The following is a 17897-nucleotide window of genomic DNA, read 5'->3' as shown; positions in this document are numbered from 1 at the left end:
CCGAAGCCTACTGTCAGCTACTGACACAGCCCGTGATCCGGCCGCGGCCGAGGCCCCTAGGATGTGAACTCGTTTTCGATCGCGGGGTGCGGGTTGCCGCCTGGTGCGGTTGGTCCGGGGGAGGGCGTGAAACGTCATGACGGAGCACAGCACAGTCCATGAGCCGAGCTCGGTCCCGGGCTTCAACGGGGCCCGGAAAACATGGCTGCGGGCCCGGGTCACTGAGCTCAGCGAGGCGCTGGACGACTTCGGTCCGCGACTGCACGCCCTGATCCCCACGGATCTGGGTGACCAGCGACTCGTGAACGCCCTGGTCCTGTGCCGTGTCGCGGCCGACGAGTCGCGTGTGCTCCCCGTGGCGGAGACGGTCGCGTGGCTGGAGCTGCTCATCCCGCACGGACACCGCCACGACCTGGCCGACGCCGTACGCCGGCTCCGTGCCGACCTCGTGACGGCCGAGGACCCGGCGTTGTGGTCCTGGAACGCGCAGGCGTGGGAGGAACTGGTCATCGGGCTCTGGAGGCGGGAGCGGGCCGGGAAGGTCGGGCTGGGGCGGGCCGATGACGAACTGGTCGCTCGGTGGGGTGTCCGGGTGGCGGGCGGGGACGGCGTGCCGTATCCCGAGTGGACACGGCACGATGAGAAGGGGCTGTCGCTCACGCCCTTCGACAACTACCTGCATGATGTGGCCGAGGAACCCCAGAGGCTGCTAGTGGGGGCGGTCCTGTCACAGCCCGAGGTCGTGGAGGCGGTCGAGAACTCGCTGGCCGGGTGTGAGGAGGCCCTGCAGAGTGCCGGCCACCTCGCGTTTATCGCCGAACAGCAGCTGTACGAGGAAGAGTTGCGGGCTTGGTGCGACAAGCATGAGCGCGGCACGTCCTCGGCGACGGAGGAGTTCCTGGCGGAGCTGCGCGAGACCGTGGAGGCATACGTCAGCGACGAAGTCGATCCGCTGATCGCCTCGCTCTCAGTCTCCGAACGGACCGTGTTCCGCGATGCCACATCGCCCGACCGACGGGCTCTGAACGAGTACCTGAGCGAATTCCTCGACTATGTGGCGGGCCCTTCGGCGAGCGCGTGGACGGACGGTGTACTCGCGCCAGGTATCGCCGAGGAGGCCGCCGAACGGCTGGCGCGCGGGGAATTCACCTGGCACGCCATGCGCGGTTCCGTGCCGGTCTGGTATCACATCGTCGTTTCTCCACAGGAGCGGGCGGCGGCCCTGGCCTTCTCCGGAGCGGCCTCGTCCTCCGCGATCCGTGTGCAGGTCGATGTCCCGCTCTCTCGTCAGGGGACGCTGTTCGAGGGTCTGGGCCTGGACGGGCCGGACGACTGGTACCCCGAGCCCGGTATCGAGCTGCGCTACTCCCGGCACAGCGCGACGGATCTGTGTGAACTGCTGTCCCTCGCCGAACTCGGCCATGCTCGCCTGGAGTTCGTGACGCGGGGAGCGGACGGCACGTTCGTCCTGCTCCGGTCGCTGCGGGCCGGGATCCAGAGTGCCGACGCCGCGGCCTGGCATCAGGGCGCGCTACGGGCACTGCGCAACCTGGTTCCGAACGTCGACGACCTCGTGGACGCCGTCGTGTCCGAAGAAATCGTGGACGAGCAGGAGGACGAATGGGAGGAGGGGTGGGACGACGACGAGGGGATGGACGATCCGGCGCCGTCGGACGACACCTCCACCGCGAGCGGCTCGGACACCCCTGAGACCCCCGAAACCCCCGAGACACCGGGGCCGCCCAGACGACGCCTCTCCGACGATCTCCTGGCGAAGGTGAAGGCCATCCTGCGGCAGGCCGAAGACCCGGCGGCCACCCAGGCCGAGGCGGAGGCCTTCCTGCAGAAGGCGGCGGCCCTGATGGCGAAGTACGGCATCGAACAGGCCATGCTGCAGGGGGACACCCCGACCCGCGAGACGCCGTCGGACCGGGTGATCGAGGTCGTCGCCCCATGGATGGGCGAGTGTAAACGGCTGCTGTCCGCCATTGCCTACGCGATGCGCTGTCACCCCATCTATCCCGGCGGCAAGGCCAACAAGCACCGGGTCCACATCTTCGGCTTCGCCACGGATCTGCACTCCGTCGAGGTCCTCTACGCGAGCCTGCGCATGCAGATGCTGCAGGGGGCCGAACGGGCGGACGCACGGCACCGGCCGCCGGGGGAACTCCCGCGCGCCTACAAGCGCTCCTGGATGGTCGGCTTCATCCCGTCCGTCGCCTCGCGGATCGCGGCAGCCGAGCGCACGGCTCGGGAGGAGAGCGAGCGCGAACGCACTGAGGGCGCCGCGGCGGACACCTCCGTGCGGAACCGCACTGTGGAGATCGTCCTCGCGGACCGGACCACCCAGGTTCAGGCTCAGGTCGCGGCCCACTACCAAAAGGTCGGCAAGGTGCGCCGTACGCGCTTCACCGGCAGCGGATACCGGCAGGGGCACGCGGACGGGCAGCAGGCCGACATCGGCGGCCTCGCTCTGGACGGGGAGGATGAGGGAATGGGCGAGCTCATCACCTGATCGTGGTGACTGTGCCGACCTGGGTCAATTGTCCGTGTTGCGATTTTCGCATCTCGCTCGTATGGTGAACCTATGGGTGATGCTGTGACGGACCGCGTACGGAAAGTGATGGTCGAGGCCTCGATCAGCCAGGCTGTGTTCGCCGAGGGCATCGGGCTGGCTCCCGACAAGTTGTCGAAGTCCCTGAGCGGTGTCCGCAGGTTCACGTCTCTCGATCTCGCCCGGATCGCGGAGTTCGGCGACACCACGGTCGACTGGCTGCTGACCGGCCGGGAGCCGCTCCGCCCCACCATCGCGGCCCGCACCAGCGCGCCGACGGTCGACGACCAGGGCCGCGGCAGGCTCAAGGACCTGGTCGAAAGGTTCGTCACGGCGCATGAGGTGCTGGATCTCCTGGACCTGGCTCCCGAACTGCCGGAGCTGCCCTCCGTCCGCCCGGACCTCAAGCGATACGCAGACCAGGGGGTTGCCCTCGCGGACGAAGCCCTGGCTCGCCTCGCCGCCGAGGGCACATCGTCGATCGACGGCTTGGACACCGCCGATCTCCTCCAGGCCCTGGAGCGCACGTTCGGCGTCGACGTCGCGAAGATCCCCCTGCCGGACGGAGTCGACGGTGCCGCCTGGCAGGCGGACGGATTCCGGCTCATCATGATCGCGCGAACCAAGGTGCCCACCCGTCAGCGATTCACCCTCGCCCATGAGCTCGGGCACATTCTGGCCAGGGATGCCCAGGACCTGCTGACGGAGACCCAACTCTCCCCGGGGCGCCAGAAGGATATGACCGAGGTGCGGGCCAACGTGTTCGCCGCGAATCTCCTCATGCCCCGGGGTGAAATCGAGTCGGTGGTACGCGAGAAGGACGTCACGGACGAGCAACTCGCCTCGCTTGTCGTGCGCTTCCAGGTGTCGCCCAGTGCTCTCGCGGCACGGCTCACGCAGTTGGGGATCATTCCCCCGGAGACGGGGGCCAGGCTGCGCGGGCTCACGGCGCAGGACTGCCACTGGCTGACCGGCCAGAGCGACCTCTTCGAGTCCCGCACCACCTGGTCGCAGGCCAACCGACTGCCTTTCCGTCCCGCTCAGTTGCTGTATGAGGCCTACCTGGCCGGGGATACCACCCTGCGCCCGCTGGCCGCGTACACGGGTGTGGACGCCGACCGGATTCGCGAGGCGCTCGAACCTGAACCGGCTCCGCAGGAAGGCGAGTTGAGCGGTACCGACGTGGACGAAGGGGACCTGGTCTACCAGCCATGACGCGCCACTGCTGGTTTCCCGACAACACCGTGCTGTGCAACTTCGCCTCCGTCGACCGCCTGAGTCTGCTGGAGAAGGTCCTCGACGGCCGTGGCCGCTGGACGCAGGCGGTCGCCGCCGAGGCGGAGCAGTCGAGACGGCACCTGCCTGAACTGGGCCAGGTGTCGGCCGGCGGATGGCTCGGCGAGCCCATCGAGATCGACGACCCCGCCGAGACCGCCCTGGTGGACCGGATCCGCCGTGTCGTCTTCGGAGGTTCCTCCTCCCGGCCGCTGCAGCACCTCGGTGAGGCGGAGACCCTGGTGGTCATCGAGCATCGCGGTGGATTCGGCAGCTCGGTGTGGATCACCGATGACGGCGAAGCGGGCCACTACGCGCGCCGCAAGGGCATCACGGTCAAGAACACCGTCGACATCATGCGCGAGGCGGTCGTGGAGGGCCTGGTCCTGGCGGACGCGGGCCATGCCCTTCTCCTGGGGATGGGGCAGGCCGGGCGCCACCTGCGAGGCGTTCCGGGCAGTGCGGACGAACTGCTGCGCTGAGGTAGGGGCGGGAAATCCTTGGCCGGTGCGACGCGTTCGGGGCGAAACTGCTGGACGACGGTGTGTCGAGCGCCGCCTAGGAAGTCGAAGTACTCCGCGGCGAGTGTCTCGAAGGCCGAGGTGCCACCATCGAGGCGAGTCATTGGCTGGTCGTTGACACCGGGGGTGTCAGGCCGGACATCAGGCTCGATCCGTCGGCCACGCTCGGCGCATTGAGATGTGGTGATGGATCGCATCGTGCGCTGCTGAGCGGGAAGCATGTACTCGTTCAAGTCGTCACCTCGGACGGAGGGGGCGATCACCGAATGTGAGGGTGATGGCGGCATGGATCCGATATCGGTGGCACTACTGGCAGCGCTGGCCGGTGGTGCCGGCGGGGAAGTGGGGAGGCAGACATGGGCCGGGCTGAGCGCACTCGTACGACGTCCTTTCCAGCGCGGTGCGGGTGGGCGGACTTCGCCGGTGAGTTCCGGAGAAGCGGAGTTGGCGGGGCTGGAGTTGTCACCGGGCGACCAGGAACGGGCACACGCGCTGAGCACGGCGCTCGCGGTTCGCTGCGCCCTGGACTCGGACTTCCGTACCGCCCTGGAAGCGTGGTACGCCCGGGCCACGCTGGTGAGCGTCGGTGACGGAGCTGTGCGCAACACCATCAGCGGCGGCACCCAGCATGGGCCGGTGCTGCAGGGCAGGGACTTTTCCGGCCTGACCTTCACCGCAGCGCCCCCACCCGAGGAGCCACCTGCCACCCCGCCGACGCGGGACTGACGGCAGGGAGTCCGTCCGACGGGTTCCGCCCGGTGTCCCTCAACCTGACGTATGCGTGTCGAGCCTTGCTGTGAGCGCCTCGGCGCGTGGGCTGCCGAGCTCGGTGAAGGTCGCCAGCGCCGCCTCGAACGACCGGCGAGCCTCGTCCTCCTCCCCGGCCGCCCGCGCGGCGTCGCCGAGGAACTCAAGGACTTCGGCCTGCTCGAACCGTGAACCGCACGCCCCCAGTTCCTGCCATGCCTCCCGCAGCGTGCGTCGACCGTTCGCCTCGGCACCCGTACGGACCTGCGCCAGCCCCAGGGCGGCGAGTGCCCGTGCGGCGTTGTACTGATCGGGCAGCGATTTCAACTCATCGTGTGCCCAGGACAGTTGACCCACGGCATCGGCGAACAGCCCGGCCCGGAGAAAGGCCCGGCCCAGATTGACGCGGGTCAGCGCCTCACCCCTGCGTTCCCCCGACTCCCGCTGCAGCAAGGCGGCATCGGTGAAACGCGCGACCGCCTCTCGATGTCGGCCGAGCCCCTGCAGGGCAAGACCGACACTGTTGAGTGCGGACGCTTCCGCGGCACGATCGCCCAGTGCCACAGCGATGTCGAGGGACGACTGGAAGACGTCAAGCGCCTCGCCGTACCGGGCGAGCCCGGTCAGGCCGAGCCCCAGGTGGTTGAGCAGCAGCACCTCGCCGCGGCGGTCTTCGGCCGCCCGCACAGCGGTAAGGCCGACGCGATGGCAGTCCAGCCAGTCGTAGTAGTGCTTACGGCGTAGGAACAGCGCCCACATCGTGTCCACCAGGTGCCATGCGGCCGTCGGTCGCCTACGGGCCGAATGACGGATCGCGGCAACCAGGTTGACGCGTTCCGTCTCCAGCCATTCCAGGGCCGTCGAGGAATCGGCGAAGGAACGCGGCGGCACCCCCGTCCCACCGTCGAACGGATCAGGGCGCCGAGGCCTCCAGCGGTCCGGCATGACCGCGCGGTCGGCCGCGTCCGCCGTCGCCAGGTACCAGTGGACGACCCGTGCGTCGGCCGCTGTGCGCTCCGCCGCAGAGTCCGTAACCTCCGCCCTGCTCCGGGCATGGACCCGCAGCAGGGCGTGCTGCCGGTACCGGTCCGCCGCGCAGTGTTCCACCAGATGCGCGTCCACCAGCTGGTCCAGAAGTCCCCTCGCCGTCCTGAGCGTCGTTCCGGTGACAGCTGAGGCCGCCTCGGCGGAGAACTCGGGCCCGGGGTGCAACGCGACCAGCCGGTAGAACCGCATGGCATCGGCCGGTACGGCTCGGTAGCTGGCGTCGAAGACGCTCTGTAACGAAGGTCCGTCGGTCACGGTCAACACTCCCAAGCCATCTTCCTCGTCCCGGACTTCCCGGGTCAGCGTGCGCAGGGACAGCTGTGGTCTCTGGGCCAGCCTGGCCCCGACGACACACAGCGCCAGCGGCAGTCCCCCGCACCACGCCGCGACGAGGGTCGCGAAGTCCCTCTCCGCACGGACTCGCTCCTGACCGGCCAGTCGTTCGATCAGGGCGATACCCGAATCGGCGGAAAGAGACGGGACGGCGAAGTGGACCGCCCCCTCACCGATCAGACCGTGCAGGCCGCGTCGGCTGGTGACGGCGACCACGGAACCGGTCGATGCCGGCAGCAATGCCTTGACGTCCGCCGATCCGGTCGCGTCGTCCAGCAGGACAAGCATGCGCCGGTTCGCGGTCAACGACCGGTACAGAGCCAGCTGATCCGCGCTGCCGCCGGGCATCGCGGCGGCCGGTACGCCCAGCGACCTCAGGAACTGCTCCAGTATGCGTTCCGGCTGCTCCGGCCCGTCCGCGCCGTGGCCCTTGAGGTCGGCGTACAGGTGGGCGTCCGGGAAACCGTCCGACAATCGGCGCAACCAGGCCAGGGCCAGCGCGCTCTTGCCCACTCCTCCCAGACCGCTGAGCACGACCACGAGACGGCTGCCGGCCTGCTTCCCTACCAGGTGGGTGAGCGCGGCGAGTTCGTTCTCCCTGCCGACGAGGAAGGGGGGTGGCAGGGGCAGTTCGCGGGGCACGACTGCCAGGCCGTTCGCCGGAGGGGTCAGGTGGACGTGGATGCCGCCGGCGATGGAACCGGCCTGGACGCTGGGCCCGACGACGATCCCCGAGAGCGTGTTCGAAGTCGGTTCCACGTGCTGTCCTCCCGGATGGCCGTGCCGGATCCCCACGGTACGTATGCTCGGCGGAACTGTCAGCAACACCAGGATGCGATGTGGACGACGACGGGCAGTACGACGCCGAACAGCGCCTCAGAGAAGCCGGTTTGAGTGCCTATCAGGAACTTCGGGAGGCTGGTGTCACCCGCGACCTCCCGTCTACCGTGCGCAAGCTGAACATCAGCGCTGAGAAATGGACGCCACTGGGCCGTGCCTCGTACGAGAAGTTCGATGAGTACGGGCAGCGGACGCTGGGTCACTCGTTCGGGCTTGTCGGCCTGCACGAGGACCTGACGCGGGCCAAGGCGGTGGCGAAGGCGGCGCAGGCGGAGGCACCGGAAGGAACGGCGGGTCAGGTTGCGTACCAGCTTCTGAAGTACTGGTCCAAGAACTTCGGGGCCCTGCTCGACGCCACCGCCGCTGGTTCTCCCCGCACCTCGGGCCAGGCTGCCCCGGAGGCCGAACTGCTCAGCCAGGGGCTCTTCGTCGAGCGCAGCATCCAGACCCAGATCGTGCTCCGGTTGCGGGAGGCCACTCATCCCAAGCCCCTGCTCGTGACCGGAGAAGCCGGTCATGGAAAGAGCAGCCTGCTCTGGGGCATCCGGCGGGAGCTCACCGGCTGGCCGAGCACCGAGGTCTTCCTCGTGGACGCGGCCTGGCTGATCCGGCCCGCGTCACGGACGTCGGCGTCCGCCGATCCGCTGCTGTCCGCCGACACGCTCATCAGGGGTGCTAGGGAGGCACTGAACCACGACAGGCAGCCGGTGGTCCTGCTCGACACGGCAGACCTGCTGCTGCGCGACGACCACACGAACGTGCTGGTGGATCTGTGCGACAGGCTCACCACCGCGGAAGTACGACTGGTGGTCACGTCCCGTCCGGAGGAGGCCCGGCTGCTCGACGAAGCCTTCACACGCTGTCACCTCGGGCCTTACGACGACACGGAGATGGCCGAGGCAGTCCGCAAACACGGCCGTGCCTACTGCCCTGACGCGGTCCCGCACGACGAGACGACCAGGTTGCGGATCCTGACCGAGCCGGAGGCCAGGGGCCTGCCGATCCGTGAGGTGTGCAGGAATCCGTTGCACCTTCGGCTGCTGTTCGAACTGGCCGGCGATGACGGCGCGTTTCCCGGAGCCGAGATCGACGTCACCGGTCTGTACGGTCGGTACTGGCGCCATCGTGTCCGGACCGACCGCCGCGGCGGTGCCGACCGGCCCTGGCACAACCGGGACCTGGCGGCGGTCACGGGGGACGTCGCCGTGGCGATCATGTCCGCGGGCGGCACGGAACTCGACCGTGCCGAACTGTCGCGTCGGCTCGCACCGGCACACGGGACATCAGGCAAGCGCGACTGGACCTGGGACGCCGACCTCAATGCGGCTCTCGACGAGCTGGTGTACCGGGGAGTGCTCCTGCTCAGGAGCGACCGTGACGGCTCCGAGTCCTATCGGTTCTTCCACCAGACGATGTTCGAGTTCGCCGCGGCTCACGGGCTGTTGGACCGCTCCGGTGACGGTGCGCTGTCCGAGCTGGCCGAGTGGGTCGAGCAGCATCCGCGGGACTTCTACGTCGGCGCGGTCCTGGAACAACTGCTGCTGCAGGCCGCTGCGCAGCCCTCGTACCAGGAGGCGGTGCGCGGCACGCTGGAAAGGCTCGCCGCTCCGGCGGGCGGCATGGCACTGCACAATGTCGCGATCGCCGTCGCGGCACGCCACCCCGGGCTCGGGAAGCCTGTGCTCCCGCTGCTCGACCAGGTGCCCGAAGGCACCGCCCGCCGCTATGCCGTCCTCGCCCCGGCCGTTCAGGACGCGGACGTGGACGCCCTCCTGCCCTTCCTGCGAGCCCTCTGGACGAAGGACCGGACGGGGCTGCGCACGGTGGTGCTGGAAGCCCTGGAACGGCTGGCGGCCCAGAACCTGTGCGCCGTCCACCAGGCGCTGAAAGCCCTCGGATGCCTCCCGGACGACCGGGAGCTGCCACAACACGACGAGAACCTGCACGTCCTCTGCCGTGTCATCACCCTGACCGCGACGATCGACCCCGAACTTGTCCGCCACCACCTCATGCAGGTGTTGACCAGCGCGGTACCGCCCGCCGGCACCCGAGCCCGCGGAAAGCGCCGTCACAGACACGAACTCGCCATCTTGGTTCTCCAGTTGTTCGCCCGGAACTGGGCGGACCTGGGGTCGATGTCGCTTGCGTCGGCCATCCGGCGGACCATTGAGGACGCCCAGCCCACCAAGGAGCCAGGGGACAGCGGGGACGCGAAGGGAAGCACCAGGCGTCCGCACCTCAAGGACGCCTTCCGGCTGCGGAGCGGGCTGGCCGAGGTACTGGCGGCCGAATGGACCCTGAACCAGCGGCTGCCCGGCCCGGAACCCGGTCTCGGCACGGCCGACGGCCGAAGCGCCGCCTGGTACCGCCTTCTCGACTCGGTCGCCGCCGGTCTGGAGAAGGAAGACCAGGACACACGGGCCAATGCGGAACTCATCGCCGTCGCTCAGATTTTGTGCGGGCTGGAGCACGGCCACTGGGCGGTGGTGCCGACGCTGCGGAGACTGTTCCGGCTCTCCGGAGCTGCCGCCCCCTTCACCGTTCAGCGCGCTCTGGCTCCTCTGCTGACCACGGAGTGCGCGGCACGCACGGCGCTGCTCCCCCTGCTCACCGACCAACTCCGTGGCCTGCCCGCGCGAGGCAATGATCCGGACTCCCCGAAACAGCGGTGGGCGGTTGTCGCGCGCAACATGCTCTCAGCCCCGAACGTGCCCATGCCGTTGGTCCGCACCTGTGTGCGGCCGCTGACCGCGCGGCCTGGACGGGATCTGTGGCTGCGTGAGGACGGACTCGCCGCGCTGCTGGTGGCCGCAGCGCTCGGCGGGCACGAACCCGCGGCCAACCGGCTGAACGTCGACCGGCTCGCGTCGGCGTTGCCCTCCGCCCGCCTCCTCGTCCGCCACGCGCTGCTGCACAAGGTCTTCCGCGGACAGCTCGCCGACGGGCCCCGCATGGCTCTGCTCGTCGACCTCGCGGTCCAGGACGCCGACACCACACAACTGAGGGCGCTTGTGACGGGACACGCCGATCGTGCCTGGCCCCCGATGCCCACAGCCGGTCACGCCGCCGTCAGGTCGCTGCTGCGTGCGCGCAACGCCGAACTCAAGAAGCTGATCACCGGTCGGTTCAGCGACGGAACCGGCCTGCGCGAAGCCATCGCGCTGTGGGACGCGCTGGTCACGGCCACCATCCTGCCGGCGCCGGAAGTCGGCGTTCTCACGGATCACTACCGTGCACTGAGCGACCGGAAGACACGGGAGACGGTGATCCGCCTTGTCGGCAGCGCCGCCGTCCGGGCCCCCGACCAGTACCGGGAGGCTTATGACTTTCTACTGCCTCTCGTCACCTCCGGGGGCGTGTACACCGTCTCCAGCAGTACGCAGGCCGCGGCGCGCGGCAGCCTGCTCGGCGCGCTCTGCGAGGCCGCTCCACTGACCGACGAGACGCTCGAACTGGCCCTGGAACTCGCCGTCGTCCCGCCCACGACGATGGGAGTGGTCAGCAGACTGGGCCGGTTGGTGAAACGCCTCGCGGAGCGGCACGGTGCGGTGAGCGCGGCGGAGTACCTGCTGCGGATCGCGCGTACGACCGCCCGACGGGACCTCGCCGCCGCCGCGTCCAAGTCCGAAAGCACCCTGGCCAACGGGCTCCATCCGGCGATGGACGCCCTCTTCCTGCGGAAATCGGCACCGGCCAACGAGCTGATCTGGAGGAACCTCCGGGGTACCGCGGAAGGTGACGGTGCCGTCCTGTCGGACAAGTACGCGAAGCTGTTGGTGAAAGCGGCGGCTCGCAACACGTACGAGACGGTGTTGCCCGACTTCCGGGCCTTGCTCGCCGATCCGTGTGTCTCGGCAGCGGTCAAGGGGGTCATCACCCACCACATGCGGCTGAGGGAGCGTTCCGGCACCGATCAGGATCTCTCGTGGGTTCTGGGTGGACCCGGAGCACGAGGCTCGGGCAGTCGCGACGACAACCCCGGCGGCACGGGGCGTCTCACCACGGCAGGGTGAGCCGCGGCAGCCGGGGCGGGGACGAGGGTTCGGGCAGGCACAGACGGTCGTACACGAGACGACGGAACCTCGTGGCGAACTCGCCGGGGCACGAAGTGATGCGGGCCGTCACCGCCTCGTATCCACGGCGCCGCGCGGTCGCCGCCAGCAGTTGCCGTTCCAGGGAGAGGCCGTCCTGGATCAGCGGCGCGATGTCGGGCAGCCGCTCCGGCGGCGCCCCCGGGGCCACTTCGTGCGGAGCGAGGACCCCCAGCAGCACTGTGGCTCGCGTGACCGTGGCGTACAGGGTCACCGAGCCCTGTTGATCACCGATCACCCAGTCGGCGGCGGTGACGGCGGCCTGCCAGCCGCGGTCCGGCGGGATCAGCCTCAGGCCCTTCTCCTCGGCACCGGCGAACCGCGAACGCAGCTGGAACTCACCATGCCTGGCCCACTCGTTGGGGTGGAGCACGGCCATGACCCGGTACCTGTCCGCAGGCAGTTCGTCCACCAACCGACGGAACAGTTCGGGACGGCGCCACAGCAACGAGTCCTGTCCCCAGGTCGACGTCACCACCACCAGCCCGCTGTTGTCGGGCACTTCGAGGTCCCGTCGGTATTCGTCGCGACGGAGCATCGCTTCCGCCAGCTGGTCGTAGCAGGGATCGCCGATCACCTGGGCGCTGTCCAGGGCCTCGGGGCAGGAGGCAGCCAGCAGTTCTTTCTGCTCGTCGTGTGACAGCACCATGGTCCTGGGTGTCACCTCCCCGTTGTGTAGAAGCCGTTGGGCGTCGTACCCGTACACCTGACGGGCGGTCGGCACCCTGTCGCCGTTCGTCCGACGGACCAGTTTGTGGTGTCCCGCGCCGTGTGGCATGAGAACCACCTGGGACCGTAGTACGTGCAGATGGCCGAGGCTCGCGGCGATGGCCAGGTCGTAGCGCTCACTGACGGCTACGGCTTGCTCCCAGGAAACGCGCTTCATGCCACGCTCCTTGAGGAACTCTTCCACGCCGTCGCCATGGTCGTCGGGTGCCTGGGTGAAGACCAGTTGGATGTCGTCGTTGTCCCGGCCCAGCAGTTCGGCGACCGTCCACAGACGGGTCGCCCCGGTCACCGTGTGCACGACGAACAGCACGCTCCGCCGATACGGCAGCATCTCCCGCCGGGCGTCGCGCGCCAGGACGGTCTGCCGCGTACGTTCGTACGGCAGATCGTCGTCATGGGGCACGGGGCCCTGGGTCTGTGCTTGCGCCACGGGAGAAGTCCATCCCGCGTTCCAAGCTGTTCTGCCGGACAGAACGGACATCGTCCCTCGCCCTGGCACCATGGACCGTGTGACGCCACGAGATCGGCCCGAGGACGTGAACACCGCAATCGATCGGAGCCCGCACGAAGCCGTGGAACAGGCGGAACACCAATTGACAACGTGTACGGCGGATTTGAAGGACGCCTGTTTCGCCGTGCGCGCTCATCTCAACGATCTGGGCACGTCCGCGGAGGTGGCCTCGAAGGTCGGCGTGAGTTCCTCGGCCATCCGCGCGCTGACCACGGATTCGGACAAGAACCCGTGGCAGGCACCCGGCCTGGAGATCTGCGTCGCCCTCGACGCGTTTCTGGTCGGCGATGGCAGGCCCGCCGCACTGACCGCCCTCCGGGAGGCTCTGGACGACGCCGTGAGCATCCTGGACGGCGCACGTAGCGTGAGAAGGAGCTTCGAACGGGCCCGGGACCGGGCGGACCACTTGAATTCCCCGCTGACGGCCGAGATCGCCGACTATCTGCGCGCACTCCACGAGGCGCTGGGCAGTGCCCTGCCCTGGCATCCGCCCGGCGGCATCGATGCGGCGTTCGAGGACCGCAAGGTCCGTGTGTTCCACGAGATCAACGCCGACACCGCCCTGAACGGACAGGTCCATTCGTACCGGCGCGGTGTGGTGGAAGGCGAGACGGACTGGGCTTCCTCACTGGGCTCGATTCGGCTGGCCGTGGTTCTCGGCGACGCCGGGTACGGCAAGACCTGGTCGCTGCGGCGGCACGCGCGTCTGCTGTGCGAACGGGGACTCGCCGCCCTTGAGGCGGGCGCGCCACCGTGCGATGTCGAGATCCCGCTCTGGCTGCACTGCGCCGATCTGGGCGAGGAGTGGCGCGCCGGCTCCGCCCCGGCGGAGGCCCTGCTGGACGCCGCCATGCTGGTGGTACGAGGGCACTCGGAGCGGCGGACTCGCGGAGTACGGATGCTGCTGGCCGACCGCTTGTCCGAGGGCTCGGGCGCCGGTGTGCATCTGCTTCTTGACGCCTACGACGAGGTGTTCGACGACAACGGACGCGAGTGTCTGGACCAGGCCCTCGGCTGGATCGGCAGAAGTGTCCGGGTGGACACGGTGCTGAATGTGGTCCTGACCTCGCGCAGCGTCGGCTTCGTCTGCCCCTTCTTACGCGGCTCGGGTGGTGCCCCGGACCACGCGGAGCGCGTCGCGCCGCGCTATCTGTTGCTGGGCGCGCTGCGGCAGCCACAGGTGATTCATCTGTGGCACCGGTGGTTCGCCCTCAAGGACCTTCCTTTTCCCGAGGAACGGCTCACTCGGCTGCTCACCGCGGACTCGCCCCTGCGGGAGTACGTCCGGGTGCCGCTCATCGCCGCGTTCTGCGCCTGGGTGGCGGAGCGTGAGGAGGTCGGCGACAGCCGGGCGGCGCTCTTCGAGCAGGTGGTCCAGCGGTTCGTGGAACTGGGCTGGAAGCAGGGCGACCGCGCGCCGCACGGTGACGCGACCCGTCAGGATCCGGCGCGCCAGATCTCCGTCCGCAAGGCGCTTGAGCAACTGGCCTGGGTCATGGCCACGACGGGGAACCGATGGCGTGACGCGGTGTCGGTGGAGGAATGCGACCGCTGTCTCTCGGACGGCGGTCTGCCGCTTCCCTCGGGCAGGAGCCGCACGGACGCGCTCGTCAGGGTCCACGGCGTTCTGCTCTACCTCGGCGCCTTCGGGGCGGCCCCGGCGACCGGTCCGTGGGTGAGCGGTCCGCTGGTGGTGTGGGTACACCCGGTCGTACACCAGTACCTTGTCGCCTTCCGGTTGCTCCAACTGCCTGGCGCCGAGCTGGATCAGTGGCTCTCCGATGCCTTGCTGCGGCCCGAGTGGTCCGAGACCATCGTGTTCGCCATGGAACTGGAGTCGGGTCCCGAGCCGGGTGAGGACCATGGCTGACCCGCCGGGACGTGTGACCCGCCGGCTGCGCGCGCTCGCGGCCAGTTCGGCGGACGGTCTCGGCTGGTACACCGGGCTCCTCGCCGAGGCGCCGAATCAGGTGCCCTACTCCGCCGCCGAGTACGAGGTTCTGGTCGCGCGGACCATCAGGCTGGGCGCCGCTGGGCTCAGCCCGCCGCAGGACGTGGCCCGGCTGCTGCGAACCGGCCCCCCGTCCAGGTTGCCGCGCCTCGTACGCATGCTGGAGCGCATGATCGCGGCGGGGCAGCCCGCGCGGGACGTCTGGGCCGCGCTGGCGCTCTGCGGGGAGCCAGGGCTGGCACGGCTGGACCAGGTGGTGCGTACGGAGCGGGATATGGAAGGCGCCGCCAGAGCACTGCACGAGGTGGATCCGGCCCGTGCGACAGATGCGATCCGCGAGCGTGTCCTCGTCCGGGACCTTCCCGTACGGTCCGTGGACGCGGGCGTCCTGAAGGGACTGACCGAGCAGGACGTCTCCTTGCTGGCGGAGAACTACCGACGTGGTCCGGCTGACCCTGATCGCGCCACGGTCCTGGCCTGGACCGGCCATCGCCTTGCGAAAGACATCCTGGTGGGCCCGGAGTTCGCCGGCCACCACGACCCCGCGGTCCGGTCCGTCGCCTTGCGAGCGCTGGGGATGCGAGCCGGATTCGAGCCCGACGACGAGACCGACGAGTGCCTGCTGCGGGCTGCTCTCGCCGACCCGATCGCCTCGGTACGAGTTGTCGCGCGCACCATGGTGCAGGTGAGGGCGGCCCACTCGCCGACGACCCAGGCGTTTCTCGACCGGCGTGCCACGGCCGACGGTCTGCTGGAGGAACCGGTGCTTCTGCCGGTCACGGAAGGCGTCGACGCTTTTCTGACCCGGCTCTCGGGCAGCGGTCCCGGCCACCGTCTGGTGCTGGAGATGCTCAGGCAGCATCCGGAGTTGTTGTCCGCGCCGGCCGACGGCGCAGCGGGTGAGCGGATCGCCCACGCCGTCGACACGCTCGTCCGTGAAGCACTGGAGGGCCGACGCGGCCTCGACACGGTGACGGCTCTCTGCGACATTCGAGGCCCGGCCTTCGTCAGCGCGGCCCTCGATGCCCTCGACCACGACGCTGCGGGGAGACTGCACACCCTTGCCCTCGGTCTGCTGCGTGCGGCGCCCGGCAGGGAGGACGTGTTCGTCGCCGGCAGCCGCCACGCGGGTCTGCACCCGCACCCGCTCACCGGCGTGGCGATCGTCCTGTACGACCTCGCGCCGGGACGACGGGCAGAACTCCTCCTTCGTCTGTTGGAGCAACTCTCCACCCCGCGCCCGGAAGCAGTGCGGGTGTGGTCTGCCGTCCTGTACCAACTGCTGAGCCAGTGCGACGACACCGAACGGCTCCGCCTACGCCCCCGGATCACCGCCGCCACCGAGCGAATTCTCCTGCTGCTACCCACGCCGTCATCCACCCAGAAGGCCCCCGATCGCCCGGCACCGTCGGATGACGTCTGGCGGGACCGTTCCTGTTCCTGGAGAACCGATGCGGTCCGATCACGGGGTGCTATTGCTTGTCCTCGTCCGGGAGGCTGTTGATCAGGGGTACCAGGAGCGGGTGGACGGAGAAGCCGGACGCGGGACCCGGGCCCGCGTCGTACTTGGCCTTCATGACATAGACGGCCGACTCCGGGACCTTCTTGAGGTCCCGGAGCTGCCCGGCGAGGCGGGTGACCGGTTTGGTGAAACCCCTGAGGGAGCGGTCCGCGGGGTACTTGCAGATGTCGTAGATGCTCGCGGAGTCCGCGACGCTGTCCATCTCGGCGGCGTACTTGATCACGGCGACGCGGTCCCCGTAGCCCTCGTAGGTCAGCCGGTCGAAAAGCTCCTGGAGCGCGCCGGTCGTCCAGCCACCGTGTGTCGCCTCGTCGGTGCCGATCCGTTCGATCCGTTCGATGTCCTCGACGGACCCCTCCTGGAGGCTGAATTCGAGAGCCGACGCGGCGACTTCCAGAAACCGATTGGGCGTGAGCATGAAGAGCCGACCACCGCCACGGGTCCGCAGCTCCTCGGTCAGCTCAGGCCGGGGACCCCGGTTGAAACCCTGCTCCTTGCGCCACCAGTCCTCTTTGCCGTCCGCCGTCACGAACAGGACATCGCACTGACGTTGGGCAGCCTCCCGGAGGATCTGCTCCCAGACGAGATAGTCGGCGGCTGCCCCCACCCCGTCCTTCGTCCTGTCCATGTAGCCGGGAGGCAGACTCTTGTCGACGCGACGCATTCCCTCCACGATCGCCTTGTCGTAGTCCTCCTGGCTCAGCGGAGCGCCGACTCGACCGGCGAGCGCCGGCTCCAGCTTCGCGATGACCGGATCGGTGCTCGTGTCCTGGGTGATGTTCTGCCACTCACCCTCACCGACCTTGACGATCATTTCCTGTACGCCGTGGAAGACCTCGTTCAGGCGGGTGCGGAGACCGTCGGTCTCGTCCTCGGGCAGGGCGACGCGATTGGCCCAGGTTCGCAGTGTCCGCACCGCTTGCTCCGCGTGGCTCGCCATCTCCGCGGCGGCCTGCGTTCCGGACGACCGCGCGTCGCTGAGAGTGCCCTCGCGGTTCCGCCAGAACTCCACGAGAGCCTGGTGAGGCACCCACAGCCGGTTCTCCAGCCCGCCGAGCGCGCGCAGCAGGTCACCGCGCGCCTGCTCGGTGTACCGGTAGAGGTTCAGCAGTACGTTGGCGTCGGGGACGACCAGACCATGGGTCAGTACGGAGGTGAAGTCCTCGACCGTAGGGGTCCGGAAGGCTCCGAAGTCGTCGAAGAGGCCGCGGGATTTCGCGTCGGCCGTTGTTTCCCCTGCCACTGGTATCCCCGGTGTGCCGCGCCTGCGCCCATGAGGCTCTGTGCCTCGTCGGGTCTCCTGGCCGGGACCGTATCGCGGCGGCGGTGCGTGGAGGGAAAGAACAGGGAGGACGCCTCAACTTCCTTGTGAGAGAAGGGGATTCATCGTGATCGCGGACCCACCTCCGCCCACACGGTCTTGCCGCTCGGCGGATACGGCTCTGTGCCCCAGCGGTCGGCGAGGGCGTTGACCAGGAGGAGGCCGCGGCCCGACTCGCTGTCCGCCGGGGTTGCGAAGTCCGCTCGAACGACGGGGAGTTGCTCCCCTCGTGCGTCGGTGACCGAGACGCGGATGGTGCCGGTCGTCGGGTCGAGCGTGAGGGAGATCTGGAAGTCGCGGCCCTGTACGCGGCCGTGCAGCGCCGCGTTGGTGGCGAGTTCGGCGACGATCTGTTCAGCGCGTTCGACTACGGCGGGTGACACCTACCAGGCCTGGAGCCGCTCGGAGGCGAGCAGCCGGGCGAGGTGGGCGCCGCGCCGGGTCGAGGACAGCCG

The 17897-nt window shown here is 69.1% G+C and carries 11 protein-coding genes; 7 read left to right on the top strand and 4 right to left on the bottom strand.

Features of this window, described 5'->3' with window-relative positions; genetic code table 11:
* Positions 1-136: 136 nt before the first annotated feature.
* The 4 genes from ACIQPR_RS28930 (at position 137) to ACIQPR_RS28915 (ending at position 5076) form a co-directional block, all read left to right on the top strand.
* Positions 137-2515: a DUF2786 domain-containing protein gene (locus tag ACIQPR_RS28930; RefSeq protein WP_403654177.1), complete on the top strand. Its 2379-nt coding sequence runs from the start codon at positions 137-139 to the stop codon at positions 2513-2515.
* 72 nt (positions 2516-2587) lie between these two features.
* Positions 2588-3769 carry a helix-turn-helix domain-containing protein gene (locus ACIQPR_RS28925; RefSeq protein WP_403654174.1) on the top strand — a complete coding sequence of 394 codons (1182 nt, stop codon included), beginning with the start codon at positions 2588-2590 and terminating at the stop codon, positions 3767-3769.
* Positions 3766-4311, top strand: coding sequence for a hypothetical protein (locus ACIQPR_RS28920; RefSeq protein ID WP_403654171.1), 546 nt, complete (start codon positions 3766-3768; stop codon positions 4309-4311). The genes ACIQPR_RS28925 and ACIQPR_RS28920 overlap by 4 nt, the downstream gene beginning before the upstream one ends.
* Before the next feature lie 462 nt (positions 4312-4773).
* Complete coding sequence (locus ACIQPR_RS28915; protein ID WP_403654168.1) at positions 4774-5076, top strand: hypothetical protein; 303 nt, start codon at positions 4774-4776, stop codon at positions 5074-5076.
* Between the two features lie 39 nt (positions 5077-5115).
* Here ACIQPR_RS28915 and ACIQPR_RS28910 read toward each other — a convergent pair whose 3' ends face one another.
* Positions 5116-7119, bottom strand: coding sequence for a tetratricopeptide repeat protein (locus tag ACIQPR_RS28910; RefSeq protein ID WP_403654820.1), 2004 nt, complete (start codon positions 7117-7119; stop codon positions 5116-5118).
* Between the two features lie 248 nt (positions 7120-7367).
* Between ACIQPR_RS28910 and ACIQPR_RS28905 the strand changes: the two genes are divergently transcribed.
* The gene (locus ACIQPR_RS28905) at positions 7368-11330 is read left to right on the top strand and encodes an NACHT domain-containing protein (RefSeq protein WP_403654165.1); all 3963 of its coding nucleotides are present in this window, start codon (positions 7368-7370) and stop codon (positions 11328-11330) included.
* On the opposite strand, the gene ACIQPR_RS28900 is transcribed toward ACIQPR_RS28905, so the two are convergent.
* Complete coding sequence (locus ACIQPR_RS28900) at positions 11314-12567, bottom strand: hypothetical protein (RefSeq protein ID WP_403654162.1); 1254 nt, start codon at positions 12565-12567, stop codon at positions 11314-11316. The genes ACIQPR_RS28905 and ACIQPR_RS28900 overlap by 17 nt on opposite strands.
* 205 nt (positions 12568-12772) lie before the next feature.
* On the opposite strand from ACIQPR_RS28900, the gene ACIQPR_RS28895 reads away from it, so the two are divergent.
* Together ACIQPR_RS28895 and ACIQPR_RS28890 are read left to right on the top strand one after the other, a co-directional pair.
* Entirely contained in the window at positions 12773-14518 is a 1746-nt protein-coding gene (locus ACIQPR_RS28895) for an NACHT domain-containing protein (RefSeq protein WP_403654160.1), read from the top strand.
* Positions 14511-16103, top strand: a complete 1593-nt coding sequence (locus ACIQPR_RS28890) for a hypothetical protein (protein ID WP_403654157.1) — start codon at positions 14511-14513, stop codon at positions 16101-16103. The genes ACIQPR_RS28895 and ACIQPR_RS28890 overlap by 8 nt, the downstream gene beginning before the upstream one ends.
* On the opposite strand, the gene ACIQPR_RS28885 is transcribed toward ACIQPR_RS28890, so the two are convergent.
* Positions 16072-17364 (bottom strand): PIN-like domain-containing protein, encoded by a 1293-nt coding sequence (locus ACIQPR_RS28885; RefSeq protein WP_403654154.1) that lies wholly within the window; start codon positions 17362-17364, stop codon positions 16072-16074. The two genes, ACIQPR_RS28890 and ACIQPR_RS28885, sit on opposite strands and share 32 nt — an antisense overlap.
* A 140-nt stretch (positions 17365-17504) precedes the next feature.
* Positions 17505-17825, bottom strand: coding sequence for an ATP-binding protein (locus tag ACIQPR_RS28880; RefSeq protein WP_403654151.1), 321 nt, complete (start codon positions 17823-17825; stop codon positions 17505-17507).
* Positions 17826-17897: the final 72 nt, after the last annotated feature.

Origin of the sequence: Streptomyces sp. NPDC091280 (genome assembly GCF_044768565.1) — a bacterium.
In the GTDB taxonomy this organism is placed as follows: Bacteria; Actinomycetota; Actinomycetes; order Streptomycetales; family Streptomycetaceae; genus Streptomyces.
This window is presented reverse-complemented; position numbering and strand designations above follow the sequence as displayed.